The organism is Roseovarius sp., assembly GCF_965228755.1.
Taxonomy (GTDB): domain Bacteria; phylum Pseudomonadota; class Alphaproteobacteria; order Rhodobacterales; family Rhodobacteraceae; genus Roseovarius.
In genome coordinates, this window is record NZ_CBDDIG010000002.1 from 23997 (window position 1) to 50931 (window position 26935).

The 26935-nt window shown below is 65.5% G+C and carries 25 protein-coding genes; 10 read left to right on the forward strand and 15 right to left on the reverse strand.

What is annotated here, in order from left to right; genetic code table 11:
- Position 1: 1 nt before the first annotated feature.
- From ACO07J_RS00260 to ACO07J_RS00310, 11 genes are all read right to left on the reverse strand, one after another.
- A complete protein-coding gene (locus ACO07J_RS00260) occupies positions 2–1555 on the reverse strand; it encodes a trimethylamine methyltransferase family protein (protein WP_422025189.1) in 1554 nt (517 codons plus the stop codon).
- Positions 1556–1619: 64 nt separating this feature from the next.
- Positions 1620–3113: an aldehyde dehydrogenase gene (locus tag ACO07J_RS00265; RefSeq protein ID WP_422025191.1), complete on the reverse strand. Its 1494-nt coding sequence runs from the start codon at positions 3111–3113 to the stop codon at positions 1620–1622.
- Positions 3110–4018: a 4-hydroxy-tetrahydrodipicolinate synthase gene (dapA, locus tag ACO07J_RS00270; RefSeq protein WP_422025193.1), complete on the reverse strand. Its 909-nt coding sequence runs from the start codon at positions 4016–4018 to the stop codon at positions 3110–3112. The genes ACO07J_RS00265 and dapA overlap by 4 nt, the downstream gene beginning before the upstream one ends.
- Positions 4008–4736, reverse strand: a complete 729-nt coding sequence (locus ACO07J_RS00275) for a GntR family transcriptional regulator (protein ID WP_422025195.1) — start codon at positions 4734–4736, stop codon at positions 4008–4010. Before ACO07J_RS00275 ends, dapA begins: the two co-directional genes overlap by 11 nt.
- 225 nt (positions 4737–4961) lie before the next feature.
- Positions 4962–5552, reverse strand: coding sequence for a hypothetical protein (locus ACO07J_RS00280; RefSeq protein WP_422025197.1), 591 nt, complete (start codon positions 5550–5552; stop codon positions 4962–4964).
- The gene (locus ACO07J_RS00285) at positions 5549–6397 is read right to left on the reverse strand and encodes a carbon-nitrogen hydrolase family protein (protein WP_422025199.1); all 849 of its coding nucleotides are present in this window, start codon (positions 6395–6397) and stop codon (positions 5549–5551) included. Before ACO07J_RS00285 ends, ACO07J_RS00280 begins: the two co-directional genes overlap by 4 nt.
- A 7-nt stretch (positions 6398–6404) precedes the next feature.
- On the reverse strand, positions 6405–6818 hold the full coding sequence (locus ACO07J_RS00290) for a hypothetical protein (protein ID WP_422025201.1): 414 nt from the start codon (positions 6816–6818) through the stop codon (positions 6405–6407).
- A 72-nt stretch (positions 6819–6890) separates the two neighbouring features.
- Entirely contained in the window at positions 6891–8255 is a 1365-nt protein-coding gene (locus ACO07J_RS00295; protein WP_300891226.1) for an FMN-binding glutamate synthase family protein, read from the reverse strand.
- A 74-nt stretch (positions 8256–8329) separates the two neighbouring features.
- Positions 8330–9196 carry a GXGXG motif-containing protein gene (locus tag ACO07J_RS00300; RefSeq protein WP_350128608.1) on the reverse strand — a complete coding sequence of 289 codons (867 nt, stop codon included), beginning with the start codon at positions 9194–9196 and terminating at the stop codon, positions 8330–8332.
- Between the two features lie 100 nt (positions 9197–9296).
- On the reverse strand, positions 9297–10232 hold the full coding sequence (locus tag ACO07J_RS00305) for a glutamine amidotransferase (protein ID WP_422025203.1): 936 nt from the start codon (positions 10230–10232) through the stop codon (positions 9297–9299).
- 95 nt (positions 10233–10327) lie between these two features.
- Positions 10328–11797 (reverse strand): glutamine synthetase family protein, encoded by a 1470-nt coding sequence (locus tag ACO07J_RS00310; protein ID WP_422025205.1) that lies wholly within the window; start codon positions 11795–11797, stop codon positions 10328–10330.
- Between the two features lie 390 nt (positions 11798–12187).
- Between ACO07J_RS00310 and ACO07J_RS00315 the strand changes: the two genes are divergently transcribed.
- The 7 genes from ACO07J_RS00315 to ACO07J_RS00345 all read left to right on the forward strand — a co-directional run bounded on the left by ACO07J_RS00315 (position 12188) and on the right by ACO07J_RS00345 (position 19200).
- On the forward strand, positions 12188–12877 hold the full coding sequence (locus ACO07J_RS00315; RefSeq protein ID WP_422025207.1) for a FadR/GntR family transcriptional regulator: 690 nt from the start codon (positions 12188–12190) through the stop codon (positions 12875–12877).
- Positions 12878–12972: 95 nt separating this feature from the next.
- Complete coding sequence (locus ACO07J_RS00320; protein ID WP_422025209.1) at positions 12973–13314, forward strand: ArsR/SmtB family transcription factor; 342 nt, start codon at positions 12973–12975, stop codon at positions 13312–13314.
- Positions 13307–14335 carry a permease gene (locus tag ACO07J_RS00325; protein ID WP_422025211.1) on the forward strand — a complete coding sequence of 343 codons (1029 nt, stop codon included), beginning with the start codon at positions 13307–13309 and terminating at the stop codon, positions 14333–14335. Before ACO07J_RS00320 ends, ACO07J_RS00325 begins: the two co-directional genes overlap by 8 nt.
- 205 nt (positions 14336–14540) lie before the next feature.
- Positions 14541–15200: an ABC transporter ATP-binding protein gene (locus ACO07J_RS00330; RefSeq protein ID WP_300891239.1), complete on the forward strand. Its 660-nt coding sequence runs from the start codon at positions 14541–14543 to the stop codon at positions 15198–15200.
- On the forward strand, positions 15178–16848 hold the full coding sequence (locus tag ACO07J_RS00335) for a capsule biosynthesis protein (RefSeq protein WP_422025213.1): 1671 nt from the start codon (positions 15178–15180) through the stop codon (positions 16846–16848). Before ACO07J_RS00330 ends, ACO07J_RS00335 begins: the two co-directional genes overlap by 23 nt.
- A gap of 3 nt (positions 16849–16851) precedes the next feature.
- A complete protein-coding gene (gene kdsA, locus ACO07J_RS00340; protein ID WP_422025215.1) occupies positions 16852–17685 on the forward strand; it encodes a 3-deoxy-8-phosphooctulonate synthase in 834 nt (277 codons plus the stop codon).
- An 18-nt stretch (positions 17686–17703) separates the two neighbouring features.
- Positions 17704–19200, forward strand: a complete 1497-nt coding sequence (locus ACO07J_RS00345) for a phosphomannomutase/phosphoglucomutase (protein WP_422025217.1) — start codon at positions 17704–17706, stop codon at positions 19198–19200.
- Positions 19201–19296: 96 nt separating this feature from the next.
- On the opposite strand, the gene ACO07J_RS00350 is transcribed toward ACO07J_RS00345, so the two are convergent.
- From ACO07J_RS00350 to ACO07J_RS00365, 4 genes are read right to left on the reverse strand one after another with little or no spacing between them, the layout of a single operon-like run.
- Positions 19297–19593 carry a 4a-hydroxytetrahydrobiopterin dehydratase gene (locus tag ACO07J_RS00350; RefSeq protein ID WP_300896112.1) on the reverse strand — a complete coding sequence of 99 codons (297 nt, stop codon included), beginning with the start codon at positions 19591–19593 and terminating at the stop codon, positions 19297–19299.
- Positions 19590–20777: a GNAT family N-acetyltransferase gene (locus tag ACO07J_RS00355; protein WP_422025219.1), complete on the reverse strand. Its 1188-nt coding sequence runs from the start codon at positions 20775–20777 to the stop codon at positions 19590–19592. Before ACO07J_RS00355 ends, ACO07J_RS00350 begins: the two co-directional genes overlap by 4 nt.
- Before the next feature lie 58 nt (positions 20778–20835).
- The gene (locus ACO07J_RS00360; protein WP_422025221.1) at positions 20836–21603 is read right to left on the reverse strand and encodes a glycerophosphodiester phosphodiesterase family protein; all 768 of its coding nucleotides are present in this window, start codon (positions 21601–21603) and stop codon (positions 20836–20838) included.
- A complete protein-coding gene (locus tag ACO07J_RS00365) occupies positions 21600–22061 on the reverse strand; it encodes a RidA family protein (RefSeq protein ID WP_422025223.1) in 462 nt (153 codons plus the stop codon). The genes ACO07J_RS00360 and ACO07J_RS00365 overlap by 4 nt, the downstream gene beginning before the upstream one ends.
- A 239-nt stretch (positions 22062–22300) precedes the next feature.
- On the opposite strand from ACO07J_RS00365, the gene ACO07J_RS00370 reads away from it, so the two are divergent.
- Genes ACO07J_RS00370 through ACO07J_RS00380 form a run of 3 tightly spaced genes read left to right on the forward strand, consistent with a single transcriptional unit; the run spans position 22301 to position 26932 of the window.
- Positions 22301–24709 carry a GcvT family protein gene (locus tag ACO07J_RS00370; protein WP_422025225.1) on the forward strand — a complete coding sequence of 803 codons (2409 nt, stop codon included), beginning with the start codon at positions 22301–22303 and terminating at the stop codon, positions 24707–24709.
- Complete coding sequence (locus tag ACO07J_RS00375) at positions 24710–26257, forward strand: trimethylamine methyltransferase family protein (protein ID WP_422025227.1); 1548 nt, start codon at positions 24710–24712, stop codon at positions 26255–26257. It abuts the gene before it with no gap.
- Positions 26258–26932: a TetR/AcrR family transcriptional regulator gene (locus ACO07J_RS00380; RefSeq protein ID WP_422025229.1), complete on the forward strand. Its 675-nt coding sequence runs from the start codon at positions 26258–26260 to the stop codon at positions 26930–26932. It abuts the gene before it with no gap.
- Positions 26933–26935 lie beyond the last annotated feature (3 nt).

The following is a 26935-nucleotide window of genomic DNA, read 5'->3' on the forward strand; positions in this document are numbered from 1 at the left end:
ATCAGTACTCCTGGTTCAGCGCGTCGGCGGCCGGAATCTCCCTCTCGCGGCGCGCGATGTAATCGAGCAGCGCCTCGTTGACGCCTGCGTCGAGTGTCGGCTCTTCATAGGCTTTCAGCAAGTCCCGCGCGTGGTTGATGGCGCGGATGTTCGTATCGATCCCGCCTTCGGCCACCCATTGCTCATAGGCGTTGTTGTCGAAGAGGTCCGGCATGAAGAACGCCCGCTGGAAATTCGCCAGCGTGTGCGCATGGCCAAGGTAATGCCCCCCCGGCCCGATATCGGCGACGGCCGCAACCGCCTCGTCGAAATCGTCCCAGCGGATGCCCTCGGCCATCCGGTAGGCCATGGCGCATTGCTCGGCATCCACCACGAACTTGGCCATCGAACAATGCATCCCCGCCTCGTTCCAGCCGGCGGCGTGCCACATGTAATTCGTGCCCGCCATCTGCAGCGCCATCAGCGTGGTCGCACTTTCATACCCCGACTGCGCGTCCAGCACCTTGGCCCCGCCAAGGTTGGTCGAGGACCGCCACGGCACGCCATAGAACCGCGCCATCTGGCCGATCATCAGGTTCATCAGGGAAATCTCCGGCGTCCCCGCCATCGGCGCCCCGGATTTCATGCTGACGGTCGACAGGTAATGACCGTAAATCGCCGGGCACCCCTTGCGGATGACTTGGCTGTAGGCCAGCGCCGACAGCGCCTCGGCATTGAGTTGCGCCACCGACGGTGCCACCGACGCGGGCGTGTTCGCCCCGCCCAGCACGAAGGGAGAGCACAGCACCGGCTGGTTCTTCCGGCAGAACGCCCGCATCGCCCCCAGCATCGTCTCGTCCCACACCAGGGGCGAGTTGCCGTTGCAATTCCCGGTCGCGACCGGGTGATCCTCCATGAACGCCTCCCCGAACAGGATCGCGCACATCTCCATCACGTCCTCGGCGTTCTTCGGGCTGGTGGTCATGCCCATGAACGTCTTGTCCGAATGCTTCATCGACGAATAGGTGATCCGCAGATGCCGCTGGCTGATCGGGTGGTCATAGGGCTCCACGATATGATGCGCCGAGCTGTGCAGCGCCGGCAGCATATGCGCCAGCTTGTGGAAATTCGCGAGATCCTCCAGCGTCGGGTTCCGCCGCACGTCATCGAGGTCGCGCAGATAGGGCGCGCCCGTCATCGGCACGAAGATCGCGTGATCCTTCCCGAACGGCAGGTTATTGGCCGGGTTCCGCGCGTGGTAGGTGAAGGTCTCCGGGATCGTCTTGATGAGTTCCCGTACCAGCCCGCGGTCAAGGTACACGGTCTCGCCATCCACCTTGGCACCCGCCTTGCGCCAGTCCGCCAGCGCAATCTCGTCGCGGAACACCACGCCCACGTTCTCGAGGATATGCATCGAGGCTTCGTCGATCCGCTCGACCTGCTCCCGGTCCATCGGCTCGGTCAGCGGTATCCCCCGCTTCAGCGCCGGCAGCATCGTGAAATCCCGCTTCTGCCGCGCCGAGGTCCGCGCCCCGCGGCCCCGCCGGGCCGCCCGTTTCTCTGCCACTTCAGTCATCATGCGCCCTCTTGTAGGGTGGGTGCCAACCCACCGTTGCGCGAAAGGTGGGTTCACACCCACCCTACCCCACGTTGTCCCCGTCCTTCGGATCGGTCAGGTCGATCCAGATCGTCTTCATCTCGGTGAACTGGTCATGGGCATGGATGGAATTGTCCCGCCCGCCGAAGCCCGATTGCTTGTACCCGCCGAAGGGCGTGGAAATATCGCCCTCGCCGTAGCAATTGACCGTCACCGTCCCCGCCCGGATTTCCCGCGCGGCACGGATCGCCCGGCGCACGTTCCCGGTAAACACCGACGCGGCCAGCCCGTACTCGGTATCGTTGGCAAGCTGGATCGCCTCCTCCGTGCTGGCCACCTCCACAACCGACAGGATCGGACCAAAAATCTCCTCCTTCGCCTTCGCGTCGGTCTTCTTCACCTCGTAAACGGTCGGCTCCACGAAGTTCCCCTTGGGCTTGCCACCGCCCGCGACGGCCTTGCCCTTCAGGTACTTGGAAACCTTCTTGCAGTGCTCGCCGTCGATCAGCGCCCCCAGGTGCATTGCCGGGTCCAGCGGATCGCCCGTCTTCCAGTCGCGCATCCGCGCCACGACCCGCTCCAGCAGCGCGTCCTTCACCGCCTTGTGCACGATCAGCCGGCTGGTCGCCGAGCAGTTCTCGCCCATGTTCCAGAACGCCGCGTTCACCACGTGGCTTGCCACATGATCGAGGTTCTCGGCATCCTCCAGCACCACCGCCGGGTTCTTGCCGCCGCATTCCAGCGTCACCTTCTTCATGTTGCTGTCAGCCGCATAGCGCAGGAACCGCTTGCCGGTCTCGGTCGAGCCGGTAAAGCTCACCATGTCGACGCCCATGTGCAGCCCCAAGGGCTCGCCCACGCCCGGCCCGTCGCCCGGCAGCACCTGCAGCACACCGCGCGGAATGCCCGCCATGTGCGCCACCTCGGCCAGCCGCAGCGCGGTCAGGCTGGTCTGCTCGGCCGGCTTCACGATCACCGAGTTCCCGGCGGCCAGCGCCGGTCCGATCTTCCACGCCATCATCAGCATGGGGAAGTTCCACGGCAGCACGGCGGCCACCACGCCCAAAGGCTCGCGCACGATCATCGAAATCGCGTCATCGCCGGACGGCCCGGCCTGGTCATAGATCTTGTCGATCAGCTCGCCATGCCACTTGATCGTGTGAATGGTCTCCGGCACGTCGATCATCTCGCAATCCCGGATCGGCTTGCCGCTGTCGAGGCTCTCCATCACCGCCAGCTCGTGCCGCCGCCGGGTGATCAGCTTGCAGAACCGGATCAGCACGTCCTTCCGCTCCGACGGGTGCGCGCGCGACCACTCGCCCCGGTCAAACGCCTCCCGCGCCTTCCTGACGGCAAAATCCACGTCCTCGGCATTGGCGGTCGAGATTTTCTTCAGCACTTCGCCGGTGGCCGGGTTCACCGTCTCCATCACCGGGCCGTTCCCCTTGCGGAACTTGCCGTCGATGAAGGGCGCGGCGGGCAGGTCGAGGTCGGCGGCGATGGCGGCATATTCCTCGCGGGTCAGTAACTCGGTCATTTTGCCTCTCCCGTGATGGCGGCGATGGAGGTGTCGAGCGTGCGGATCACCTCTTCCAGCGCGCGCTTGTCGTCCTTGTTGAGCGGTTGCAGCGGCTTGCGGGGCGGCCCGCATTCGATGCCGCGCATGGTGACGCCGTGCTTGATGCACTGGATGAACTTGCCGCCCTGTTCCAACACGCTCATCAGCGGCATCATCGCCGACATGATCCTGCGGCCCTTGGTGAAATCGCCCTCCACCACGCAGGCCCGGTAAAGCGCCACATGCGCCTGCGGTGCAAAATTCGACCCGGCACAGACCCAGCCCTTCGCGCCCCAGGCAAAGAACTCCAGCGCCTGGTCATCCATCCCGCACAGAAGGCCCAGGTGCGGATATTCCCGCGCGATCATATGCAGCCGGTTGATATCCCCGCTGCTCTCCTTGATCCCGCAGAAATTCGGGCTCCGGCCCAGCCGGTCGAGCGTTTCCTCGTCCATGTTCACGCCCATCCGGCCGGGGTAGTTGTAAAGCATCACCGGCATGTCGACCGCCCGGTCGATCGCCAGCGCATGCAGCGCGATCTCGCGCCCCGTCGGCACCGAATAGGGCGGCGTCGCGACAAGAATGGCCTCGGCCCCCACATCCTTCGCCATCTTCGCGAACGCGATGCTGTCCTCCGTGCGCAGCGCGCCGGTGCCCACCACCAGCTGCACCCGCCCGCCGATCATCTCCTTCGTGAGCTTCGCCAGGTGCGCCCGCTCCTCGAAACTCTGGGCGTAATACTCCCCCGTGGTCCCGGCCGAGATGATCCCGTTCACGCCACCGGCGATCAGGTACTCCACCACTTCGGCCAGCGCCGCCTCGTCGACCGAGAAGTCCTCCTTCATCGGCGTCACGATGGGCGTCCAGATCCCTTCAAACTGCATTGGTGCGATCCTCTTTGGAAAGCACGTCCAGCGGCAGCGGGTCAGGGGTGACAAACCGCTCCAGCCGGTCGCGCGACAGGTTCCAGTGTTCGATGGTCAGGTCGACGATGCCTTCGGCGTCATGCGCCTCGATGGCGGCGATCATCGCGTCGTGATGGTCGATGGCCGCCCGCACCCGCGCCGTCTCGTCCTCCGAGGCCGGGCGATAGAAGGTCTGGCTCAGCCTCGTATGGTCGATCAGCATCCGGTTGAGACTGGCCAGCAGATAGGGGTTATGCGCCATCTCGCCGATCTGCCGGTGAAACCGGTGATTGAGCAGCGCGGCCTGGCCTGCATCCCCCGCCTCGGCCGCCGCGCGAAACTCTTCCTGCGTGGCCTTCAGCGGCCCGATCTCGTCCGCCCGCCGGTTCTCGGCCGCCAGCCTTGCCACGTTCGCATAGATCATCGGCGCGGTCTGGAAGAACATCCGCATCACCGGAAGGTCCATCGACGCCACCTTGGGCCCGCGGTTCTGGCCCTGCGTCAGGTACCCCTCGCCCGCCAGCCGCTGGAAAATCTCCCGCACCGGCGTGCGCGACAGCCCGTACTCTGCACAGATCGCCGCCTCGTCGAGGTCGGCGCCGGGCGCAATCTCCTGCCGCAGGATGCGCATCCGCAGGTCTTCGAGGCACTGGGTCTTCCGGTCGGGGGCCATGGCGAATCCTTTCTGAATACGCAATGTATACATTCTGTATTCACGTGTCGAGAAGATTCAAACGACGCGCCCGACCGCAGGGCCGGACGCCTTCGGCGAGAGTATTTTCGGAACAGTGAAAGCACAGGAGCCACGCCCCTGCTTCTTCTGGCTGGAAGTATCCCGGGGAGTTTGAGGGGCTGGCCCCTCAAGGCCTGCGTGGCCCGAACGCAAACCAACCGGCCGCGCCGCACGGGCGCGCCCGTCAGGTCAGGCGATCTTCGGATCGGAAGTGCAGTTTTCCCAGTCCGGCTCGAAGCCCAGAACCACCGTGTCCCCCGGAATGCCGGGGTTGAACAGCCGGTTATGCGCCATCGTCGCCTTGTGCAGAAGGTTGTGCGGCGCCAGCCGCCAGACCTTGCAGTCAAGCTCGAACCGCTGGGAATAGGCCTCGAAGACCAGCGTACAGCGCCCGGCCTCGTGGATCTGCGCCGCGCCGGGCGACTCCGGCGGGAAAGTGGCGGTCAGGATGTCCGAGAACTCCGCCGCCTGCTGGTAATACCCCGCCGCGAGGAACCGGATCGCCTGCTCGCGCCGCTGCGCCGGGTCGTTGGTCTTGGCCGCCATGTGCTCCAGCTCCGGCGTCACCGAGTAGCCCGGCGTCTTGCTCATCACCGTGATCACCGCGCCCAGCGGCTCGCTTTCCCCCGGCAGGAACACCTCAGGCATGATCGCGTCATCCGGCCGCCCGTCCTTGTCGCGCATCGCCATCTGCCGCACCCGGCATTGCCAGCGCAGGAACCCCATGCGCAGCGGGTGGTCGGAAAAGCTCTGCCCGAATTGCGAGGCCAGCGAACTCATGCAACGCTCCTGTGCGAGGAATTGGAAAGGGTGAAGGGCCGGTCGTTCATCAGACTGGGCACGCGCCCCTCGGCCTCGGCCACGGCGTCGAGGTCGATCCGCGCCTGCACCACGCCCGGCAGGGTGCCGCCATCGCAGATCACCTCGCCCCAGGGGCTGATCACCAGCGAATGACCGTAACTCTCCCCCCCGCCCGGCACCGGGCCGATGGCACAGGCGGAAATGACGAACCGCGTCGTCTCGATCGCCCGCGCCCGGTTCAGCACGTGCCAATGCGCCTCGCCCGTCTTCTTCGTGAACGCCGCCGGACAGATCAATATCTCCGCCCCCGCCTGCGCCAGCGTCCGGAACAGCTCCGGAAAGCGCAGGTCGTAACAGATCGTGTGCCCGATCCGGGCATAGGGCGTGTCATGGATCACCGCCTTCGACCCGGGGCTCACCCTTGCGCTTTCGCGATAGACCTCGGTCTCCGACAACTGGATGTCGAACATGTTGATCTTGTCGTACCGCCCGCGGATCTCGCCAGCGTCGTCCAGCATGAAACCGCGGTTGATGATCCGCCCGTCCGGCCCGTCGACGGCGATGGACCCGAGGTTGACCCATTTCTTCCGGTCCCGCGCGAACCCCTGCATCTCCTGCAGGAACGGGTGTTTCTCCTCCGGCGCGGAGGGCGGCGCCACCGCCGCCCCCTCGGTCGCCAGCCCGCCGCAATATTCCGGCAGGAAAAGGATATCCGCGCCCGCCCGTGCCGCCGTGTCGGCCAGCGGCAAGGCCTCGTCCAGCGCCGAACGGAAATCGGGCCGGGGCCGTGTCTGCAGACAGGCGATATCGAGCGGGCGCGGCATCAGGGCTTCAGAACTTCATGTACGCCTTGCGCAGCGCCACCAGCGGGTGCCGGTCGGACATCTGGAACTTCAGAAGAAGCTCCCGCGCGATCATGTCACGGTCCTGCTGGTTGTCGGGCAGCTCGAGCGTGTCGGGCACGCGGATCCAGCCATTGTTGTTCCGGTCGAACACGGCAGGGGCGCCTTCCTCATAGCCCATGTGCACGTCTTCCAGCCAGTTCAGGTCGTCCCAGCCCATGACCTCCATGTATTTCTGAAGATAGGGCGTGATCCGGTCGTAATCAGGCACGAGGTTCACGTCGTAGCGATAGCCGATATGCTGGCCGATTTCCTTCTCACGCTCCGAGCCGAGCCCGTCGGCGTCTTTCAGGAACTGGTCGACATCGGTGATCTCCGAGCCGCGGTACTGTGTTCCAGCCATTGTCTGTCTCCTTGTCGGAAAGGTGGGCCTGCCCACCCCCACGGTCAACCCGCGGGGTGGGCGATACCCCGCTTAGAAGTGGTGATAATCCGCGATGCCCACGGTATGGTTGGTGCCCGCAAGCGGCACACCGGCCATGGCCGAGGCTTCCATCGTCAGCGCGGCAATATCCTCCGGCTCCAGCGAGTGGATGTAGGTCTTGCCACAGGCACGGGCGAAGAGCTGCGCCTCGATGGTCAGCGTATGAAGGAAGTTGTAGACCCGCTCCGCCGCCGCATCCGGGTCGAGCCGTTCGCGCAGCTTGGGATCCTGCGTCGCCACGCCGACCGGGCAGCGGCCCGTGTGGCAGTGGTAGCAGTAACCGGGCTCCGCGCCGATCTCTTCCGGGTAGTTGGCCTCGGGGATGTCCTTGTTGCAGTTCAGCGCCATCATCGCCGAGTGGCCGATGGCGATGGCATCCGCGCCCAGCGCGATGGCCTTGGCCACGTCGGCCCCGTTCCGGATACCGCCCGCGTAGACAAGGCTGATCTCGCCCCGCTTGCCAAGGTCGTCGATCGCCTTCCGCGCCTGGCGGATGGCGGCCATGCCCGGCACGCCGGTATCCTCGGTGGCAAGGTGCGGGCCGGCGCCGGTGCCGCCTTCCATCCCGTCGATATAGATCGAATCCGGGTCGCATTTCACCGCCATGCGCACATCGTCATATACCCGCGCCGCCCCCAGCTTGAGCTGGATCGGGATCTGCCAGTCGGTCGCTTCGCGGATCTCCTGGATCTTCAGCGCAAGGTCGTCCGGGCCCAGCCAGTCGGGGTGACGCGCCGGCGAGCGTTGGTCGATGCCCGCGGGAAGCGAGCGCATCTCGGCCACTTGGTCGGTCACTTTCTGACCCATCAGGTGCCCGCCAAGGCCAACCTTGCAGCCCTGCCCGATGAAGAACTCGCAGCCATCGGCCAGCACCAGGTGGTTCGGGTTGAAGCCATAGCGCGACTGGATGCACTGGTAGAACCATTTCGAGCTGAAGCGCCGCTCGTCGGGGATCATCCCGCCCTCGCCCGAACAGGTCGCCGTGCCTGCCATCGTGGCGCCCCGCGCCAGCGCGGTCTTGGCCTCGTAGCTGAGCGCGCCAAAGGACATGCCGGTGATGTAGACCGGAATATCCAGCTCCAGCGGCTTCTTGGCGCGCGGGCCGATCACCGTCTTGGTCTCGCATTTCTCGCGATAGCCCTCGATCACGAACCGCGTCAGCGTGCCGGGAAGGAAGGTCAGGTCATCCCAGTGCGGGATCTTCTTGAACAGCGAGAACCCCCGCATCCGGTAGCGGCCAAGCTCCGACTTGATGTGGATGTCGTCCATCACGTTGGGCGGGAAGATGAAACTGTCGCCCAGCCGGTAATTGTCGCGGCCCAGGGGCTTTTTCTGTGGCAGATCGCCGTCAGCCATTGTCGTGTCTCCTTATCCGTGTGCGGCGGTTGGCGCCCTTGACCCTGCCGTAGGGTGGGTGCCAACCCACCTTGTTACAGGATCAATTTCTTCTCGGTCGGTTCGAGGTTGTCGTAGTTCCACAGCTGCTTGCCGGCCACGACCTTGGTGAAGTGATCCACCCCCTTCTCGGGCATCAGCCCGTACTGGGTCAGCTTCCGCTTCAGCCATTTCCTGTCGAGATCTGTCAGCTCGGCGGTAACGGCATCGACCCCCAGCGAGCGGATTTCGCCACCCACGTAGATCGTCCCGTCATACATCGAGTCGCCGAGGTTCTTGCCGGCATTGCCACAGACAACCATCCGCCCGCGCTGCATCATGAAGCCCGACAGCGCGCCGGTGTCGCCACCAACGATGATCGTGCCGCCCTTCTGGTCGATCCCCGTGCGCGAGCCCACCGAGCCCTTGCAGACAAGGTCACCGCCCCGCATCGCCGCCCCGAAGGTCGAGCCCGCGTTCTTCTCGATCACCACGGTGCCCGCCATCATGTTCTCGGCGCAGGACCAGCCGACCCGGCCGGTGATCCGCACGTTGGGCCCGTCGATCAGGCCGACACCGAAATACCCCGTGGAGCCTTCGATGATCAGGTTCAGCTTGCTCAGGATCCCCACGCCAAGGCTGTGCTTGCCGCGCGGGTTCTGCAGCACGATCGTGCCATAGCCCTCGCGCATCAGCTCGCGGATGCGGCTGTTCACCTCGGTGGTGGTCATCTTGTCGGTATCAAGCTCGGTGCGCTTGTTGAAATCGACATCCGGCGCCCAGGGATAGGTGAACCGCTCCTCGGCATCGGGGTCGAACTCGACATACAGCGACTTGCCCGTCAGCTGTTCGGTGCGCATGCCCAGGGCGGTCACCCGCTCCTCCTGGGTCATCTGCTTGAGGTCTTCGTCGCTTACCGCCATGTCTGCACTCCCTTTACGACTGTTGTGCTGCCCGCCCCGGACTTGATCCGGGGCCTCTGGCCTACGAGGTCCCGGGTCAGGCCCGGGACGGGGACACCCGTTACGCCTGCCATACCCGAACCTCCTCGTCATAAGGGTCTGTCGTATCGATTTCCTGCGGAAGGATCGCCCGGATCGCCACCTCTTCCGAGGCCATGGCGATCAGGTCGTCGGATTCGTAGAGAACCAGCGGTTTCGCCGCCATCGTGTCCTTGGCCATGCCAAGCTGGTCCTTGGTCGCCACGAGATAGGTGAACACCCCGTCGATCTCCTCGATCGACTGCCGCAGGCTGTCCTCGAGCGAGACACCATTGGCCAGGTTGTGCGCGGTGTAGACCGCCAGCAGCTCGCTGTCGCAGTTCGACATGAACCGGTGGCCCTTGCGCTCCATCTGGCGGCGCATGATCCAGTAGTTGGTGATCTGGCCGTTATGCACCACGCTCACATCGTTATAGGGGAAGGCCCAGTAGGGGTGCGCCGACTTGATGTCGACATCCGACTCGGTTGCCATCCGCGTGTGGCCGATGCCGTGCGTGCCCTTGAACTCGTTCAGGCCGTACTGGTTCGACACGACCGTGGCATCGCCCAGGTCCTTGATCAGCTCCAGCCCGTTGCCGAAGGACAGGATCTCGACGCCCTCGGTCTCCTCGATCCGCTCGGCCAGCTTGCCGGTGTCGTCGATATCGCTCAGCACGTAGCGCAGGGCGTACTCGGTCGCCGCGTCCTTCGACTTCACGGTGACATTGTGTTCGGCCAGGATCTCGTCGACCGAAGCGATCCGGTCGGCGATCAGCTTGTGAACGCTATGGCCGCGCGCCCGGTCTTCGGCCTCGGCGACCTTGAGGCGCATGATAAACTCGCCTTCCTTGGGCTCGCCATAGACCGCGTAACCGGTGCTGTCCGGGCCGCGATGTTTCAGGGCCTGCAACATCGCGGTCATTTCCGACCCGACGTTTGCGCTCTTGCCCTTGTGGATCAATCCAGCAATTCCGCACATCTGGATGCGCCTCCTTTGGTTGTCTGGTTGTCGCGTTGCTGTTCAAGAAAGGCGGCAGGCAAGAGGGTCACCTGCCGCCCTGAGAATGGAATGCCTCAGGGCAGACACTCCATGTACATTTCGTTGTCCCACTCGGTGACGGTCGACATGAAGCGGGCGAACTCGTCCCGCTTGTACTCGTCGTAGAGGCGGTACATCTCGCCCGGCAGGCCGCGCTGGACGACCTCGCTCGCCGCCAGCTTGTCGAGCGCCTCGCCAAGGCTCATCGGAAGCTTCTTCACTTCCTTGCCCTGCTCCATCGCCTCGTAGATGTTGCGCTCCTCCGGCTTGCCGGGGTCGAGATTGTTCTCAAGCCCGTCATCCATCGCCGCCAGCAGGGTCGAGCCCATCAGGTAGGGGTTCACCATCGAGTCGACCGAGCGGTACTCGAACCGCCCCGGCGCCGAGACGCGCAGGCCCGTCGTCCGGTTCTGGAAGCCCCAGTCAGAGAAGACCGGCGCCCAGAAGCCCGTATCCCAAAGCCGGCGATACGAGTTCACCGTCGAACAGCCGATCGCCGTCAGCGCCTGCAGGTGATGCACCACGCCGCCGATCGCCTTCAGCCCTTCCTTGCCCGGCATCTGCGGGTCATCCGTGTCGGGCATGAAGGTGTTCTCGCCGCCTTTCACGTACATGTAGTTCTCGGCCATCCCCGGCAGGTCGTCGGGATTGTTGCCGCACTTGACGAACTCGTCCTCGCCGCCGCGCCACAGGCTCATGTTGTGGTGACAGCCGCTGGCCGACACGCCCATGAACGGCTTGGTCATGAAGCAGGCGAAAATCCCGTTCTCGCGCGCCACCTGGGCACAGATCTGGCGATAGGTGGTCAGACGGTCCGCGTTGCGCAGCACGTCGTCGAACATCCAGTTCAGCTCGAGCTGCCCGGGCGCGTCCTCGTGGTCGCCCTGGATCATGTCGAGGCCCATCTTCCGCGCGTAGCGGATCACTTGGAGCGACACCGGCCGCAGGCTCTCGAACTGGTCGATGTGATAGCAATAGGGCTTGGAATAGCCGTCCTTCGGCTTGCCGTTCTCGTCGAACTTCAGCCACATCATCTCGGGCTCGGTGCCGATCCGCAGCTTGGTGCCGTGCTTCTTGGTGAACTCGTCATGCAGCCGGCGCAGGTTGCCGCGGCAATCCGAGGTCAGGTAGCCGCCGGGATCCTTCTTTTCCTCGCGGTTGCGGAACAGCGTGCAGTAGAACCGCCCGATCTCCGGCGCCCAGGGCAGCTGCATGAAGGTTTCCGGCTCGGGGATACCGACCAGCTCCGCCGCTTCCGGGCCATAGCCGAGATAGTCGCCGCCGCGGTTCAGGAACAGGTTCATCGTCGCGCCGTAGACCAGCTGGAAGCCCTTCTTGGCCACCTGCTCCCAGTGATCGGCCGGGATGCCCTTGCCCATGATCTTGCCGGTGACCGAGACGAACTGCAGGTAGAGATATTCGATGCCCAGCTCGTCGATCTTCTTCCGGACTTCCTTGATCTTTTCGTCGCGGCCCGGTGCTTCGACGAACTTTTCAATATCCATTTCAGCCACTTTGCTTGCTCCCTGATGTGTGTGCCGCCTCTGGTCTGATGCCGTTCAGCGGCGTTCTGGCCCTATGTCGCGTGAACCAATCCTGTCATGTCCGGTACATGTCCCGGTCAATCCGAAAGGCGCGCAGCTTCCCTGCGGCACGCTTCGCGTGTAAACATGGGTGCATGACCCGTCCGATCGTTTGTTCCAGATGTGCCAACACGAAGCACTCCCAAACAAAGGTGTTGCCGTCCGCGATACGTCCGGCGCGGAGGTCTACCGCGTGATCCAAGCTTTCCGTTGCGTTGGCCAAAAGTCAACCACTTTTGATCCAATAGGTACGTTTCTGCTGGATATTTCATCATTTTGGTATAATTTTGGACTAGTCGAGGGAGGGCAGCCATGACCGCACCGGCCGAGCAGAAACTGGGCGCCGCCGATATCGCCGCGCTGGTAAGGCGCGAGATTTCCAAGGGAAATCTTCAGTTGCACGACCGCCTGCCGCCCGAACGGGTGCTGGCCGAGACCTATGGCGCCGCCCGCGGCACCATCCGCAAGGCGCTCACCCGTCTCGAACAGGAGGGCTATGTCGAGATTCGCGCCGGGAGCGGTACATATGTGGCCCACAAGCCCGACCGGACCACCACCGACGCCATCGAGAACGCCACCCCGCTCGAACTGATGGACACCCGATTCGCCCTCGAACCCCATGTCTGCCGCCTCGCCGTCCTCCACGGCCGGCACACCGATTTCGACCGCATGGAAGAGCTCTGCACCCGGATGGAGGCCTGCACCGAGGATCCGGTCGGCTTTTCCGAGGCCGATACCGAGTTCCACCGCGCGCTGGTCGATTCGACGCGCAACGGCCTGCTCATCTGGATCATCGACCAGATCGGCAATGTCCGGAGCGAGGATGACTGGACCCGGATGCGCCACCTGACGCTCGATGCCCAGACCATCCGCACCTACAACGTCCAGCATCGCCAGATCATGAACGCGATTCGCACGCGCGAACCCGAGCGCGCGGCGAACATCATGAAGGAACATCTCGAAACCGCCCGCCTGTCGCTCACCCGCGCGTCGGAGACCTGAGCGAGGCCCGCCCGCAGGGGCGTGACGGGCAGACATTTCGACAATCCTCGAAATAACTCTTGCCGGCGGGGCATTATTTCGATATTTCTAGAATCATGAAACAGTCACCCGTCTCCGATCACGACCTCGCCCTCGCCGCTTCCACCTTTGCCGCGCTCGGCAGCGAACAGCGCCTCGCCGTCCTGCGCGCCCTCGTCCGCGCCGGCACCGACGGGCTGACGATCGGCGAGCTGGGCCAACGCACCGGCGTCACCGGCTCCACCCTGACCCACCACATGAAAATCCTCGCCCAGTCCGGCCTCGTCACCCAGGAAAAGCAGGGCCGCAGCATCATCTGCGCCGCCGTCGCCTATGACGAGCTGCGCGCGCTTGCCGATTTCCTCCTGCGCGAATGCTGCGCCGATAGCCCCAACCCCGCGGACCACGCCCATGACTGACATCTCCCTCCCCGCCGCCCGCCTCTGGTGGCAGCGCACCGACAAGGCCTGGCTCGCCCTCGTCATCATCCTCGCGCTGACGGCCTATTTCGACCCCGTGCAATTCCGCCCCACCGTCAGCTTCACTGCCACCGCGCTCTGGCACACCGCGCCCTTCATCGCCTTCGCCGTCCTCGCCGTCGCCTACATGAAGGCCACCGGCGCCGAGACGCTGCTGGCCCGCGCTTTCGAAGGCCGCCAGACCCGCATGATCGTCCTGGCCGCCCTCCTCGGCGGCCTCTCCCCCTTCTGCTCCTGCGAGGTCATCCCCTTCATCGCCGCCATGCTCGCCCTCGGGGCGCCGCTCGGCGCGGTCATGGCCTTCTGGCTCGCCTCGCCGATCATGGACCCGGCGATGTTCCTCATCACCTCCGGCACGCTCGGCTGGGATTTCGCCATCGCCAAGACGCTCGCCGCCGTCGGCCTCGGCCTCTTCGGCGGGTTCGTCACCATGGCCGCCGCCCGCTCGGCCGTCTTCGCCGACCCGCTGCGGGAAAAACCGCAGATCGGCGGCTGCTGCGGCGTCAGGAAACCCTTCCAGGGCAAATCCGTCTGGCGCTTCTGGCAGGAGGCCGACCGCCGCGACACCTTCCGCGAAAACGCCCTCGAAAACGCCGTCTTCCTGGTGAAATGGCTGGCGCTGGCCTATGTCATCGAAGCCCTGATGCTCGAATACGTCCCCGCCGACATGATCGCCCGCCTCCTCGGCGGCGACGGGCTGGGCGCCATCATCCTCGGCGCGCTCGTCGGTGCCCCTGCCTACCTCAACGGCTATGCCGCCGTGCCGCTGGTCGACGCGCTGCTGGCCCAGGGCATGAGCGACGGCGCCGCCATGAGCTTCGTCATCGCCGGCGGCGTCAGCTGCATCCCCGCCGCCATCGCCGTCTGGGCGCTGGTCAAACCCCGCGTCTTCGCCGCCTATCTGGGCCTCGCCATCACCGGCGCGATCCTCGCGGGCATCGCCTGGCAGGCCGTCGCCTGATCCCCCGCACCGGGCCACAATCTTTCCGCAGCGGAAACAAAACCCGGTGCACACCGGTCATTTTTGACGCATAATGACCCAAAATGGCCACGATTTATTGAAACATTCACCCGAATTCGGACATACTGAAACACGAGGTTGCCTTATCAGGCCTTAACGCAGCCCTGCCAAGAACAGGGCCGTCAGAGCAGCACCGGAGCTTTGGATGCTCGAATTCGAGAACGTGAGCAAGTCTTTCTGGACGGGAAGCCAGCGCAAGGTCATTCTTGACCGGGTGTCGTTCCGCGTCGAGCTTGGCCGCAGCCTCGGCATCCTCGCGCCCAACGGCACCGGCAAGACCACCCTGATCAAGATGATGGCCGGTTTGGAGAAACCCGACGAGGGCGAGATCCGCCGCGGCTGCCGCATCAGCTTTCCGCTGGGCTTCATGGGCGGCGTCATCACCAAGGTCTCGGCGATGGAGAACTCCCGCTACATCGCCCGCCTCTACGGGCTCGACCCCGATTATGTCGAGGCGTTCTGCCGCTGGCTCTGCGGCCTCGGCGAGTATTTCGACCAGCCCCTGGGCACCTACTCCTCGGGAATGCGCGCCCGCTTCACCTTTTCGCTGATGCTGGCGCTTGACTTCGATATGTACCTGATCGACGAAGGCATGCCGAGCTCGACCGATGTCGAGTTCAACCGCAAGGCCGGCGAGATCCTGAAAGAGCGGCTGGCGACCACCACCGTGGTGATCGTCTCGCACCAGCCGCAGACTCTCGAGAAATTCGCGCGCTCCGCCGCCGTCCTGAAGAACGGCAAGCTTCACATGTTCGACACCTTGGAAGAGGCAAGACAGCTTTATGACTACGAAACCCAAGGCTAGGAAATTCCGCATCCGCCGCACCCCGGCCACACAGGCCGGGCCGGTGTCGGACACCGCCCGCACCCCTTCGGACGGGGCGCAGGACGACGAGCGCGCGCATTACGAGCCGCCCGTCACCCCGCGCACCGAAACCCCCGACACCTCCGACTACCACGAGGCGTCGGAAACCGCCTCCAGGTCCGGCATGGTCTCCAGCGCGTCCGAGATGAGCGCCTCGCAGGATATCGACGCCATCCGCAGCGAAGGCCTCACCGGCCGCCAGCTTCGCATGGCCCGCCGCATGGCCCAGAAACACGGCCTCGCGCCCACCTCCGATTTCGACGCCGTCCGCCTTCTCCGCGCCAAGGGCATCGACCCGTTCCAGCGCTCCAACATCCTCGAGCTGGTCACCACCAACGGCCACCAGCCCGCCGAGAGCGGCGGCGAGCGCATCCAGCTCCCCCAGACGGTGCCCGCGCAACAGTTCCACCTTCCCTCTACCGAGGTCACCCCGGCCGAACGCCGCGCCTCCGAGATCATGCAGATCCAGCGCGACATCGGCCGCCGCCGCCGCCGCAAGCTGGCGCTGCTCATGTCGCGGCTGCTGGCCTTCGTCTTCCTGCCGACCTTCATCGTCGGCTACTACTATTTCAACATCGCCACGCCGATGTACTCCACCAAGTCGGAATTCCTGATCCTCACCGCCGACGGCTCCGCCGGCTCCTCGCCCGCCTCGGGCCTCTTCAGCGGCACCGCCTTCGCCACCGGGCAGGATTCCATCGCCACGCAGTCCTACCTGCAGTCCAAGGACGCCATGCTGCGCCTCGATCAGGACGTGGGCTTCCGCGACCATTTCAGCCAGTCCTGGATCGACCCGATCCAGCGGCTCGACCCCGGCGCCACGAACGAGGCCGCCTACGGCATCTACAAGAAATACGTCAAGCTCGGCTATGACCCGACCGAGGGCGTGATCCGGATGGAGCTCTCCACCGCCGACCCCGAGGTCAGCCAGCAATTCTCGCAGAAGCTCATCGAATATGCCGAGGAACGCGTCGACCACCTCAGCCAGGAAAAACGGCAGGACGCGGTCAAGACCGCCGTCGCCAGCCTCGAGGATGCCAAGGCCGAGCGCCGCGCCGCGCAGGAACGGCTCGTCACCCTTCAGGAAGGCTCGATCCTCGACCCCGAGGGCGAGGTCGCCAATATCCGCGCGCTGATCCAGAACGTCGAGCTGCAGCTTCAGGAAAAGCAGCTGGCGCTGAACACCCAGCTCAACAACTCCCGCCCCAACGCCGCCAAGGTCGAGGCGTTGCGCAGCCAGATCGAGGTGCTGGAGCGCGAGCTTGCCAAGCAGAACGCCCGCCTGACCGATGCCACCGAAAGCTCCACCTCGCTCGCCTCGCAGGCCGCCGAGATCCAGATGGCGCAGGCCGACCTCGCCACTGCCGACCTCGTCCTGCAATCCGCGCTCGAGGCGAAACGCGCCTCCGAGATCGAGGCGAACAAGCAGGTCCGCTACCTCACGGTCAGCGTCACGCCCGTCGCTTCGCAAGATCCCTCCTATCCGAGGGCTTTCGAGAACACGATCGTTGCGTTCCTGATTTTTGCCGGTATCTACCTCATGGTGTCGCTCACCGCGTCCATTCTGAGAGAGCAGGTATCGTCCTAACCCATGACGCATGTTGAAGTTTCCGACCTCACGATCGGCAATGACCGCCCCCTGACGGTCATCGCCGGCCCCTGTGCGCTTGAAAGCACCGACCACGCCCAGATGATCGCCGGCACCATGGCCGAGGCCTGCAAGGCTGCCGGGGCCCAGTTCATCTTCAAGGGCTCCTTCGACAAGGCCAACCGCTCTTCCATGTCCGGCAAGCGCGGCCTTGGCATGGACGAGGGGCTCAAGGTCATGCAATCGGTCAAGGACACGCTCGGCGTGCCGGTACTGACCGATGTCCACCTCCCCGACCAATGCGCCACCGTGGCGGGGGTCGTCGATGTCCTGCAAATCCCCGCCTTCCTCTGCCGCCAGACCGACCTGCTGCTCGCGGCCGGCGAAACCCGCGCGGCGATCAACGTCAAGAAGGGCCAGTTCCTTGCCCCGTGGGACATGGCCGGCGTCATCTCCAAGCTGGAAAGCACCGGCAACACCCGCCTGATGCTGACCGAGCGCGGCACCACCTTCGGCTACAACGCGCTTGTCGCCGACATGCGCGCGCTGCCGCAGATGGCGAAAACCGGCTACCCGGTGGTGATGGACGCCACCCATTCCGTGCAACAGCCCGGCGGCCTCGGCGGCTCCTCTGGCGGACAGCGCGAATTTGCGCCGGTCATGGCAAGGGCCGCGGTTGCAATCGGCGTCGCCGCCGTGTTCATAGAAACCCACGAAGACCCCGACAGCGCCCCCTCCGACGGGCCCAACATGATCCACCTCGCGCAGATGCCCGCGCTGATTTCGACGCTCATGAAATTCGACAGGCTGGCCAAGGAAAACCCCCTCGGCCTCTGACTTCCAGAAGGAGTCCCCGTGACCAAACCGCTGCCCGACGTCACCCCCAATACGTGGTCCTTCCTGCGCGACCCGATGATCAAGCCCACGGGCTTCCGCGAATACGACGCGCGCTGGAAATACCCCGACGAGATCAACCTGCCGGGCATGACCGCCCTCGGCCTCGGCCTCGGCACCCAGATGCACAAGCGCGGCATCGCCCCGGTCATCGCCGTCGGCAACGACTACCGCGACTATTCGCTGTCGATCAAGAACGCCCTGATCGTCGGCCTCATGCAGGCCGGCATCCAGGTCAAGGATATCGGCCCGGCCCTCTCGCCCATGGCCTATTTCTCGCAGTTCCACCTCGACGTGCCGGCCGTCGCCATGGTCACGGCCAGCCACAACCCCAACGGCTGGACCGGCGTGAAGATGGGCTTCGACCGCCCCCTGACCCACGGGCCTGACGAAATGGGCGAACTGCGCGACATCGTCCTGAACGGCGAGGGCGAGAAGCGCGACGGCGGCAGCTACGAATTCGTCGACGGCGTGCGCGAGGCCTATCTCGACGATTTGATCGGCGATTTCCGCATGTCCCGGAAACTGAAGGTGGTCTGCGCCACCGGCAACGGCACCGCCTCGGCCATCGCGCCCGAGCTCTTCGAACGCCTCGGCGTCGAAGTCGTGCCGCTCCATACCGAGCTCGACTACACCTTCCCCAACTACAACCCCAACCCCGAAGCCATGGAAATGCTGCACGACATGGCCGACGCCGTGCGCGCCTCCGGCGCCGATTTCGCGTTGGGCTTCGACGGCGACGGCGACCGCTGCGGCGTGGTCGATGACGAGGGCGAGGAGATCTTCGCCGACAAGGTCGGCGTCATCATGGCCCGCGACCTGTCGAAGCTACACCCGAATTCCATCTTCGTGGCCGACGTGAAATCCACCGGCCTCTTCGCCGCCGATCCCGAGCTACAGAAGAACGGCGTCACCGCCGATTACTGGAAGACCGGCCATTCCCACATGAAGCGGCGCGTGAAGGAAATCGGCGCGCTGGCCGGTTTCGAGAAATCCGGCCACTACTTCCTCGCCGAACCCGTGGGCCGCGGCTATGATTGCGGGATGCGCGTGGCGGTGGAAATCTGCAAGCTGATGGACCGCAACCCCGACATGTCAATGTCCGACCTCCGCCGCGCCCTGCCGCAGACATGGTCGACCCCCACCATGTCGCCCTACTGTTCCGACACCGAGAAATACGAGGTGCTCGACCGCATCGTCGAGAAACTGGTCACCAGGGCCGAGGATGGCGAGACATTCGCCGGCCGCGAGGTCAAGGAAGTGGTCACCGTCAACGGCGCCCGCGTGATTCTCGACAACGGAAGCTGGGGGCTGGTCCGCGCCAGCTCCAACACGCCCAACCTCGTGGTGGTCTGCGAAAGCGCCGAAAGCGACGCCGAAATGCGCGCCATCTTCGAAGAGCTCGACACGGTCATCCGCACCGAGCCCTCCGTCGGCGAATACGACCAGAAGATCTGATCGCAGATAAAACACGCCCCGGGCTTGACCCGGGGCCTCTCATCCGCTCACCAAGATCACCAGAAGCCCCGGGTCAAGCCCGGGGCGCCCCCACCGTCACTCCGCCAGCCCGTCCATCTTCCGGGCCAGCTTGACGTCGAGCGAGCTCAGCCCGTCGACATCATGCGTGGTCAGCGTCACCTTCACCGTCTTGTAGACGTTCGACCATTCCGGGTGGTGGTTCCACTTCTCCGCCCACATGGCGCATTTCGTCATGAAGCCGAACGCCTCGACGAAATTGCCGAACTCGTAGGTCTTGTTGATCGCGTCGCGTTCGCCATCCATCTCCCAGCCGGCCTCGAGCAGCGGCTCCAGCGTGGTCTTGCGGGCGGTATCGCTGAGTTTTTCGGTCACTGGCGTTCCTCTCTGTTGTCCTTGCGGAACGGGCCGTAACTGGTGAGGATCTCAATATCCTCGCTGACCGCGTTCCTCTCCGCCTCTAGATAATGCGCAATCGCCTCGGCGAAACCCGCATCGCGCATCCAGTGCAGGGAATATGTCTCTGCCGGCAGGTATCCGCGGGCCAGCTTGTGCTCCCCCTGCGCCCCCGCCTCGACCCGGTCGAGCCTCTGTTCGATGGCGAAATCGATGGCCCGGTAATAGCACAGCTCGAAATGCAGGCAGGGATGATGCTCGGTACAGCCCCAGTACCGCCCGAACAGCGCGTCGCGCCCGATCATGTTCAGCGCACCTGCCACCGGCCGCCCCTCGCGCTCGGCCAGGACCAGCAGGATATCGTCGCGCAGAACCTCGTGGGCGATTTCGAAGAACTCCCGCGTCAGGTACGGCACCCCCCATTTCCGCGCGCCGGTATCCTGATAGAAGGTCCAGACCGCGTCCCAATGCTCCGGCTCGATATCCCCGCCCGTCAGCATCCTGACCTCGCCGCCGAAACCATTGGCCTCCCGCCGCTCCTTGCGGATGTTCTTGCGCTTGCGCGACGACATCGACGCCAGGAACCCGTCGAAATCCTCATACCCCCGGTTACGCCAGAGGAACTGTTGCGAGGCCCGCGGCATCAGCCCCATCGCCTCCCCCGCCTCCGATTCTTCCCCGGTGCAGAAGGTGATATGCAGCGACGAGATGCTGTTCCGGTCCGCCAGCTGCACGGCTCCCTGCACCAGCGCCGCCTGCCCCGCCTCCTCGTAACCCGGCCGGGTCAGCAACCGCCGCCCCGTCACCGGCGTGAACGGCACCGCCACCTGCAGCTTCGGATAATACCGCCCGCCCGCGCGCTCATAGGCATGGGCCCAGTTGAAATCGAAGATGTACTCGCCCTGGCTGTGGGTCTTGGCATAAAGCGGCGCGCAGGCGATCACCTGCCCGTCCATCTCGGCGGCCATGTATTGCGGATGCCACCCGGTGCCGGGCCCGACCGATCCGCTGTCCTCCAGCGCCTTAAGAAACCGGTAGGTCGTGAACGGATCGCGCGGCCGCCCGCCATCCTCGGCCTCCGGACAGGCGCAGCCATCCCACGCCGCCTGACCGATCTGGTCAAGCCGGTCATGCACCGTGATGGTGACCGCCTGCCCGTCCATTACTTTGCTGCCTTCGCCGTGAATGTCCCGCCTAGACTTGTGCCCCCCGGGCCCGAGTTCAAGCCGGAATGGCCGCGCGGTACCCCTCGAAGGTCACGTTATCGGCAACCTTGCGCGCCTCTGCCTCCGCTTCGGGCGTCCGGATTGTCCAGCACAGAACCGCCGCGCCCCCGGCCTTCAGCCCGGCCACCCGCTCGCGGCCAAGATCCGGCGCATGATGGCTGATGAAGGCACAGCCCGCCGCCTCGTAATCCGGGATATCCCGCAGCCGCGCCCGCGTCTCGTCCTTCAGCAGCGGCCAGTCCTCCGCCTCGTACCCGCAGGACACGATGCCCCGCGGCCAGCCCGGCGCCAGCTCCGCCATCCGCCGCACCATGTGCGGGTTGAACGACATCAGCGCCAGCGGCCCGTCATACCCCTGCAAGTCCGCCGCCGCCGCCCGTTCCAGCGCCCCGTCCGTCTCGCCCATCTGCCCGTGCTGGTCCTTCAGCTCCACCAGCAACGGCACCCGGCCCCCGACAAGCTCCAGCACCTCGGCAAAACCCGGGATCCCCTCGCTGCCTCCTAAAAGCCCGATCTGCGACAGCTCCGCCGCCTCGCGCTGGCGGATCGGCCCCTTGTCGCCGGTCAGCCGCCCGAGGTCGTAGTCATGAAACACCATCGCCCGGCCATCCCGGCTGAGCTGCAGGTCGATCTCGATGCCATAGCCCGCCTCGATCGCCGCCTCGATCGCGGCGCGCGAGTTTTCCGGTCGCCCGTCGCCCACGTCATGCAAGGCACGGTGCGCGATGGGCAGCCGCAGGAAATCTTCAGGAAGCCCGCTCATCCGATCTGGAAGATGCCTTCGATCTCGACCGCCACGCCGAAAGGCAGCGACGCCGCCGAAACCGCCGAGCGCGAATGCCGCCCCGCCTCGCCCAGCGCCTCGGCCATGAAATCCGACGCGCCGTTCACCACCATCGGCTGCTCGCCATACTCGGGCGTCGAATTGACGAACCCGGTCAGCTTCACCACCCGCTTCAGCCGGTCGAGGTCACCGCCACAGGCTGCCTTGACCTGCGCCAGAAGCGCGATGGCACAGACCTTCGCGGCCTCAGCCCCGGCGGCGGTGTCCATGTCATCGCCCAGCTTGCCGGTGATCAGCTTATCGCCCGCCTTGGGAATCTGGCCGGAAACATACAGCGTGTCGCCCACTTGCACATACGGCACGTAATTGGCCGCCGGCGCCGGCGCGTCGGTCAGGCTCACGCCCATCTCGGCCAGCTTCTTCTCGAACTCTCCCATGGTGTCCTCCTTGCCCATGTCCCGTCGCGGCGGACGCTATCCGCGCGGGCCGTGGTTGAAAACCCGAAACATGCAGGCATCCGCCGGTTTCCGCTGCCCGTCATTCGCCGGCCCTGCCGGTCCGGCCGCTCTTTGCACTGGACAAACATGTCCAACAATGCTCCACCATTGGACAGAACTGTATAATATCCGCCCGCGAGTCGGCGAACCCGCGGCGGCACCGGCCAGGGGAGCGTGCCATGAAATCTCACTACCGCGTCGTTGTCATCGGCGGGGGCGTCGTCGGCGCCTCCGTGCTCTACCACCTCGCCCGCGAAGGCTGGTCCGATGTCTGCCTGATCGAACGCTCGGTCCTGACGGCCGGCTCAAGCTGGCACGCCGCCGGCGGATTCCACGCACTCAATGCCGACCCCAACATCGCCGGGCTGCAGGCCTACACCATCGACCTGCTCTCCGAGGTCGAGAAGGAATCCGGCCAGTCCATCGGCATGCACATGACCGGCGGCATGACGCTCGCGGGCACCCCCGACCGCTGGGAATGGCTGCAATCGGCCTACCGCACCTTCCAGTCGATCGGCATCGAGGATGTCCACCTGATCACCCCCGAGGAGGCGGGCGAGCTCTGCCCGATCATGTCGACCCACGGCATCCTCGGCGGCATGTGGGCCGAGCGCGAGGGCTATATCGACACCACCGGCACCGTCCACGCCTATGCCGGCGCCGCCAAGAAACGCGGCGCGCAGGTGATCGAACACAACCGCGTCCTCGAGCTGAACCAGACCGCCGAGGGCTGGGAAGTCGTCACCGAAAAGGGCACAATCACCTGCGAACACGTGGTCAACGCCGCTGGTCTCTGGGCCAAGCAGGTCGGCCGCATGGCCGGCATCGAACTCCCGGTCTCGCCGCTCAACCACCACTACCTCATCACCGACTCCATCCCCGAGATCGCGGCGCTCGACAAGGAAATGCCCCTCGTCGTCGACCTCGAAGGCTTCACCTACATGCGGCAGGACCAGAAGGGCCTGCTGCTCGGCATCTACGAGATCGACCACCAGCACTGGATGATGGACGGCGCCCCCTGGGAATACGGGTTCGAGCTGCAACAGGAAGACCCCGACCGCATCGAGAACGAACTCACCCTCGGCTTCCAGCGCTACCCCGTCCTGCAGGAGGCCGGCATCAAGTCCTGGGTCAACGGCGCCTTCACCTTCTCGCCCGACGGCAACCCCCTCGTCGGCCCCGTGCGCGGCAAGCCCGGCTACTGGTGCGCCTGCGCCGTGATGGCGGGCTTCCTCCAGGGCGGCGGCGTCGGCAAGTCGCTGGCCGAATGGATCGTCCACGGCGAGCCCGAGGCGGACGTTTTCGGCATGGATGTCGCCCGCTACGGCGACTTCGCCGAGAACAAGGAATTCATCCGCCAGACCACGGGCCAATTCTACACCCGCCGCTTCGTGATGACCTACCCCAACGAACAGCTTCCCGCCGGCCGGCCGCTCAAGATGGCCCCGGCCTATGCCGACATGACCGCCGCCGGCGCCCGCTGGGGCGCAAGCTGGGGGCTGGAACTGCCCCTCTACTTCGCGCCGTCGGAAGACTTCGAGGAAAAGCCCACCCTCAAACGCTCCAACGCCTTCCCCATCGTCGCCGAGGAATGCAAGGCTGTCCGCGAAACCGCCGGCCTCCTCGACATCTCCGGCTTCTCCCGGTTCGAGGTCGCGGGCGACGGTGCCGAAGCCTGGCTCGACCACCTCCTCGCCTCCAAGCTCCCCGCCCCCGGCCGCGCCAAGCTCGCCCCCATGCTGGCCCCCGACGGCCGCCTCAAGGGCGACCTCACCGTCTTCAACTGGGGCGACGGCACGTGGTGGATCATGGGCTCCTACTACCTGCGCGAATGGCACATGCGCTGGTTCCACGACCACATGGGCGAGGGCGTCTCCGTCCGCGACATCTCCGACGCGACCGTGGGCTTCGGCGTCTCCGGCCCCAACGCCCGCAAGATCGTCGAGACACTCACCGATGGCCCCATCGGCGAGCTGCCCTTCATGGGCTGCGGCACCTTCGATATCGGCCTCTACCGCTGCAAGGTCGGCCGCCTCTCCGTCGCCGGAGAACTGGGCTACGAGATCCACTGCTCCGCCGCCGAACACATCGGCCTCCGCAAGCTCCTCCTGCAAGCCGGCGCCGATCTCGGCCTGCGCGAGGTCGGCTTCAACGCCCTCCTCAGCCTCCGCCTGGAAAAGAGCTTCGGCATCTGGAGCGCCGAGTTCACCCAGGGCTACACCCCCGCCCAGACCGGCATGGACCGCTGGATCGCCTGGGACAAGGGTGACTTCATCGGCAAGGGAGCGGCCCTATCAGAGCGTGACGCGGGCGGCCCCTCCACCCACATCGTCCCCCTCGAGATCGACGCCGACGACGCCGACGCCTCGGGCTTCGAACCCGTCTGGCAGAACGGCAAACGCGTGGGCTTCGTCACCTCCGGCGGCTACGGCCACACCACCGGCAAATCCCTCGCGCTGGCCATGCTCGACCGCGCCGCCACCACCGAAGGCACCGAGCTCACCGTCCACATCGTCGGCGCCGAACGCCCGGCCAAAGTCATTGCCCCCTCGCCCTACGACCCCTCCGGCAAGGCCATGAGAACCTAGATGGAACAGGAATCCCGAGGCCGCACCTCCCGCCGCCGCCGCGCCCGTGACGGCGGCGGCGAGGCGCCCAGGCGCGAGGTCAACTACCGCCAGCTCCGCAACCCCTTCCCGCAGATGGCCGTCTTCTCCGACGACCAGGTCGCGGCGATGCACGACGCGGCCCTGCAAATGCTCGAAGAGCTCGGCATAAAGGTCCTCCTCCCGGAAGCCCGCCAGATCTTCGCCCGTGCCGGCGCCCGCGTCGACGAAACCACCGAGATGGTCTACCTCGGCCGCGATATCGTCGCCGAGGCCCTCTCCACCGCCCCCAAATCCATCACCGCCCGCGCCGCCACGCGCGAGCGTGACCTCCTCCTCGAACTCGGCTCCCTGACCTTCCAATGCGGCGCCGGCGCCCCCCACGCCACCGATCTCGAACGCGGCCGCCGCCCCGGCTCGGGCCGCGACTTCCGCGAATTCACCCGGATCGTGCAGCATTACGACGTGCTCCACATGATGCCGCCCGTGGTCGAGCCGCAGGACATCGCCACCAACGTCCGCCATTACTTCACGATGGAGGTGCAGCTTTCCCTCTCCGACAAGCTGCCCTTCGTCTTCTCCCGCGGCACGCCCCAAGTCACCGAAAGCTTCGAGATCCTCGCCGATTTCCGCGGCCTGACCGACGATGCCTTCCAGTCAGACCCCCACTGCTACACCATCATCAACACCAACAGCCCCCGCGTGCTCGACACGCCGATGGCGCAGGGCCTCATCGACTTCGCCAAGCACCGGCAACTCTCCATCGTCACGCCCTTCACCCTGATGGGCGCCATGGCCCCGATCACCGTCGCCGGCGCCGTCACCCTCTCCCATGCCGAGGCGCTCGCCGCCATCGCGCTCACCCAGATGACCAACCCCGGCGCGCCGGTCATGTACGGCACCTTCACCTCGAACGTCGACATGAAGTCCGGCGCCCCGGCCTTCGGCACGCCCGAGCATTTCAAGGCCTCGCTCGCCGCCGGCCAGATGGCCCGGCTGATCGGCCTGCCCTGGCGCTGCGCCGGCGGCTCGGCCGCCAATGTCAACGACGCGCAGGCCGCCAACGAAAACCAGTTCGGCCTCTGGGGCTGCCTCATGGCCGGCGCCACCACGATCATCCACGCGGCGGGCTGGCTGGAAGGCGGGCTCACCGTCTCCTACGAAAAGCTGATCACCGACCTCGAAGTCCTGCAGATGGTGGCCGAGATGTGCGCCGCGACCCAGGCCGGCCCCGACGAGATCGCGCTCGACGCCCACCGCGAGGTCATGCCGTCGGGCCATTTCTTCGGCTGCGCCCATACCATGGCCCGCTACCAGACCGAGTTCTACCAACCGATCGTCGCCGACTGGTCGAACTACGGCACGTGGGAGGAGAACGGCAGCCGCACCGCCAGCGACCGCGCCACCGATATCTGGAAAAAGATTCTGCGTGACGACGTGCGCCCGGCGGTGGACGAGGCTAAACTCGAGGCGATGCACCGTGACATCGAGAAACGCACCGCCGCCGGCGGCGCCCCGCCGGAGAGCTGAATGAGCAAAAGAGAGCTGCCGATCCTGCACCGCGACGACCCCGAGAAGGAACCACTTGTCGGTCATATCAAGGTTACGCGGGAAGATTGGCTCAACGTCGCCCGCGAGGTGCTGGTCAGCGATGGCGTGGCCGAGGTCAAGGTGCTCGCCCTCGGCCTGCGGCTCGACGTTTCGCGCTCCAGCTTCTACTGGTACTTCAAAAGCCGCAAACACCTGCTCGAGGCCCTGCTAGAGGACTGGGAGGCGCGCAATACCCGCACGCTCGTCAGCCATTGCGACCTGCCCGCCGCCTCCATCGCCGAGGCGGTCGGCAACTTCTTCAAATGCTTCCTCAATCCCGACCTCTTCGACCGCGGGCTCGATTTCGCCGTGCGCGAATGGTCCCGCCGCGACGGCACCGTGCGCCAGCGCATCGACCAGGCCGACCGCGAACGCCTCGCCTCCGTGACGCAGATGTTCGAACGCCACGGCTTTACCCCCTACGAGGCCGACGTGCGCGCCCGCATCCTCTATTACATGCAGCTGGGCTACCACGCCCTCGACGTGCGCGAACCGATGCAGGCCCGCTGCGACCGGCTGGCGGGTTACCTCAAGGGCTTTACCGGGCAGGAGGCCACCGACGAGGAACTGACCGCCATGATCGCCTATGCGCTCGAGCAGGACGGCAAGCAGTGACCC

What these genes read in the sequence shown, in the direction of transcription:
- ACO07J_RS00285 (WP_422025199.1), bottom strand. Translation starts at nt 6,397, where the DNA reads ATGCCGCGCCCGCTCGATATCGCCTGTCTGCAGACACGGCCCCGGCCC.
- ACO07J_RS00335 (WP_422025213.1), top strand. Translation starts at nt 15,178, where the DNA reads ATGACTACGAAACCCAAGGCTAGGAAATTCCGCATCCGCCGCACCCCG.
- ACO07J_RS00310 (WP_422025205.1), bottom strand. Translation starts at nt 11,797, where the DNA reads ATGGATATTGAAAAGTTCGTCGAAGCACCGGGCCGCGACGAAAAGATC.
- ACO07J_RS00365 (WP_422025223.1), bottom strand. Translation starts at nt 22,061, where the DNA reads ATGGGAGAGTTCGAGAAGAAGCTGGCCGAGATGGGCGTGAGCCTGACC.
- ACO07J_RS00265 (WP_422025191.1), bottom strand. Translation starts at nt 3,113, where the DNA reads ATGACCGAGTTACTGACCCGCGAGGAATATGCCGCCATCGCCGCCGAC.
- ACO07J_RS00260 (WP_422025189.1), bottom strand. Translation starts at nt 1,555, where the DNA reads ATGACTGAAGTGGCAGAGAAACGGGCGGCCCGGCGGGGCCGCGGGGCG.
- ACO07J_RS00290 (WP_422025201.1), bottom strand. Translation starts at nt 6,818, where the DNA reads ATGGCTGGAACACAGTACCGCGGCTCGGAGATCACCGATGTCGACCAG.
- ACO07J_RS00280 (WP_422025197.1), bottom strand. Translation starts at nt 5,552, where the DNA reads ATGAGTTCGCTGGCCTCGCAATTCGGGCAGAGCTTTTCCGACCACCCG.
- ACO07J_RS00380 (WP_422025229.1), top strand. Translation starts at nt 26,258, where the DNA reads ATGAGCAAAAGAGAGCTGCCGATCCTGCACCGCGACGACCCCGAGAAG.
- ACO07J_RS00375 (WP_422025227.1), top strand. Translation starts at nt 24,710, where the DNA reads ATGGAACAGGAATCCCGAGGCCGCACCTCCCGCCGCCGCCGCGCCCGT.
- ACO07J_RS00355 (WP_422025219.1), bottom strand. Translation starts at nt 20,777, where the DNA reads ATGGACGGGCAGGCGGTCACCATCACGGTGCATGACCGGCTTGACCAG.
- ACO07J_RS00295 (WP_300891226.1), bottom strand. Translation starts at nt 8,255, where the DNA reads ATGGCTGACGGCGATCTGCCACAGAAAAAGCCCCTGGGCCGCGACAAT.
- ACO07J_RS00305 (WP_422025203.1), bottom strand. Translation starts at nt 10,232, where the DNA reads ATGTGCGGAATTGCTGGATTGATCCACAAGGGCAAGAGCGCAAACGTC.
- ACO07J_RS00315 (WP_422025207.1), top strand. Translation starts at nt 12,188, where the DNA reads ATGACCGCACCGGCCGAGCAGAAACTGGGCGCCGCCGATATCGCCGCG.
- ACO07J_RS00360 (WP_422025221.1), bottom strand. Translation starts at nt 21,603, where the DNA reads ATGAGCGGGCTTCCTGAAGATTTCCTGCGGCTGCCCATCGCGCACCGT.
- dapA (WP_422025193.1), bottom strand. Translation starts at nt 4,018, where the DNA reads ATGCAGTTTGAAGGGATCTGGACGCCCATCGTGACGCCGATGAAGGAG.
- ACO07J_RS00370 (WP_422025225.1), top strand. Translation starts at nt 22,301, where the DNA reads ATGAAATCTCACTACCGCGTCGTTGTCATCGGCGGGGGCGTCGTCGGC.
- ACO07J_RS00300 (WP_350128608.1), bottom strand. Translation starts at nt 9,196, where the DNA reads ATGGCGGTAAGCGACGAAGACCTCAAGCAGATGACCCAGGAGGAGCGG.
- kdsA (WP_422025215.1), top strand. Translation starts at nt 16,852, where the DNA reads ATGACGCATGTTGAAGTTTCCGACCTCACGATCGGCAATGACCGCCCC.
- ACO07J_RS00325 (WP_422025211.1), top strand. Translation starts at nt 13,307, where the DNA reads ATGACTGACATCTCCCTCCCCGCCGCCCGCCTCTGGTGGCAGCGCACC.
- ACO07J_RS00330 (WP_300891239.1), top strand. Translation starts at nt 14,541, where the DNA reads ATGCTCGAATTCGAGAACGTGAGCAAGTCTTTCTGGACGGGAAGCCAG.
- ACO07J_RS00320 (WP_422025209.1), top strand. Translation starts at nt 12,973, where the DNA reads ATGAAACAGTCACCCGTCTCCGATCACGACCTCGCCCTCGCCGCTTCC.